The 1,053-nt window shown below is 42.5% G+C and carries 1 protein-coding gene and 1 rRNA gene; one reads left to right on the top strand and one right to left on the bottom strand.

The features are described 5' to 3' along the window. The coding region (locus C6H66_RS24870) for a FadR/GntR family transcriptional regulator (RefSeq protein WP_146111143.1) at positions 1 to 347 on the bottom strand (347 nt) is incomplete at its 3' end. Positions 348 to 813: 466 nt separating this feature from the next. Between C6H66_RS24870 and C6H66_RS24865 the strand changes: the two genes are divergently transcribed. Next, a 16S ribosomal RNA gene (locus tag C6H66_RS24865) occupies positions 814 to 1,053 on the top strand; the annotation flags it as partial.

Below are 1,053 nucleotides of genomic sequence, written 5' to 3'. Positions count from 1 at the left end.
GGCTCTATTGCTAATCTTACTATATGGAAATGTTCAACCACTTGGTTAAGGTTGTCACGACTCATCCACCATTTTAATAAATCCTGATCAAGGAAATTCCAATGAATCGTTGGCATGATTCGAGTACCAATACGTGGGCGAGGTAATAGCATACCTTTGGCTGCAAGTATTTTTATTGCTTCACGAACAGAGGTTCTGCTGACGTTAAATTGTTCAGCGAGTTCTATTTCACCAGGAAGGATAGTTTCAGCTTTATATTCACCAGATAAAATCTGTTGTCCGATTTTTTCAGCTAAAAGATAAGAAAGGTTTTTCTGGGAAGCTTTTCTTTGTTCTTTAAATTGCATAGTGGATTTGAACCCTTTCCCGTATTTGTCTACTTAATAGTACCTTAGTTTGGGAATAATTATTGTCGACGCCATCAATCTTGTATAAAAAAAAACGCAAAAATGCAGGTTTTGTTGAAAAAATCTGCGAATGGCAGTTTTTTTTTCAATAAATACTTGCCAGCGTCAAAGAACTCCCTATAATGCGCCACCACTGACCGACACAACGCTGATAAACATTGTGAGGTCGGGCAGAGAAAAAGCGAATAAGCGCTTGACTCTGCGGGCGAACAGCGTAGTATACGCAGCCCGGCTGAACGAGAATATTATTTTTTGATTCAGCCTGCTCTTTAACAATTAATCAGACAATCTGTGTGGGCACTCACAAGACCGTATCACAAAAAAATACGTTTTAAAGTCTTGAAGAGTGAACAACAGTTAATTCATTACGAACTAATTAGTCAGAATTCTTTGAGCGTCAAACTTTGAATTGAAGAGTTTGATCATGGCTCAGATTGAACGCTGGCGGCAGGCCTAACACATGCAAGTCGGGCGGTAACAGGAAAGCGCTTGCGCTTTTGCTGACGAGCGGCGGACGGGTGAGTAATGTCTGGGGATCTGCCCGAGGGCGGGGGATAACCACTGGAAACGGTGGCTAATACCGCATAATGTCGCAAGACCAAAGTGGGGGACCTGAAAGGGCCTCACGCCGTCGGATGAACCCAGA

Origin of the sequence: Photorhabdus hindustanensis (assembly GCF_002968995.1) — a bacterium.
Lineage (GTDB): Bacteria > Pseudomonadota > Gammaproteobacteria > Enterobacterales > Enterobacteriaceae > Photorhabdus > Photorhabdus akhurstii.
Note: the sequence above shows the minus strand (reverse complement) of the source record. Positions and strands in the feature narration are given on the sequence as shown.